Annotated in this window: 1 pseudogene; it reads right to left on the bottom strand. The window is 68.3% G+C overall.

Annotated features, from left to right (window positions below):
* Window positions 1-541: pseudogene (locus AC27IQ_RS26395) on the bottom strand (AAA family ATPase); the annotation flags it as partial.
* Between the last annotated feature and the right edge of the window lie 146 nt (window positions 542-687).

Raw genomic sequence — 687 nt, 5'->3', positions numbered from 1 at the left:
TCGGGATAGCCCAGCGACAGGCGGATCAAGAAACCGGTCGGAGCTGGGCCTCCGGCAGGGGGTAGTGCCCGCCATGTTCGATGGGGTTCTGCGTGGCCATCACCAGAAAGGGCTCGGGCACGCGGTGCGTCTCGCCCGCGATGGTTACCTGGCGCTCCTGCATCACCTCCAGCAGCGCGCTCTGCACCTTGGCGGGCGCGCGGTTGATCTCGTCGGCCAGCAGCAGGTTGGTGAACACGGGGCCGCGCGTGGTGCTGAACTCGCCCGTGCGCTGGTTGTACATGCGCGTGCCCACCAGGTCGGCAGGCACCAGGTCGGGCGTGAACTGGATGCGCTTGAACTGGCCCTGCACGGTGCTGGCCAGGGTCTTGACGGTGAGCGTCTTGGCCAGGCCGGGCACGCCTTCGACCAGCAGGTGGCCCTGCGACAGCATGGCCACCATCACGCGTTCCAGGAAGCGGTCCTGCCCGACCACGACGCGCTTGACCTCGTAGAGGATCTGCTCCATCAGTGTGGCGGTGTGCGGTGTGGCGTGTTCCATGGCTGTCCTTTTTGATGCGTTATCGAGGAGGCGGCAAGTCCAGAGGCCCATGCACTGGCGGGCGCTGTCCCTTCCGAAGGCCGCGGAGCAGGCCGCGCCAGTAGACGCCGCCCAAGGGCCGCCCCGCCGCGCTGGCGTCGTCCCCC

The sequence above is a fragment of the Acidovorax sp. KPB24-07 genome (assembly GCF_057543315.1).
This window is presented reverse-complemented; position numbering and strand designations above follow the sequence as displayed.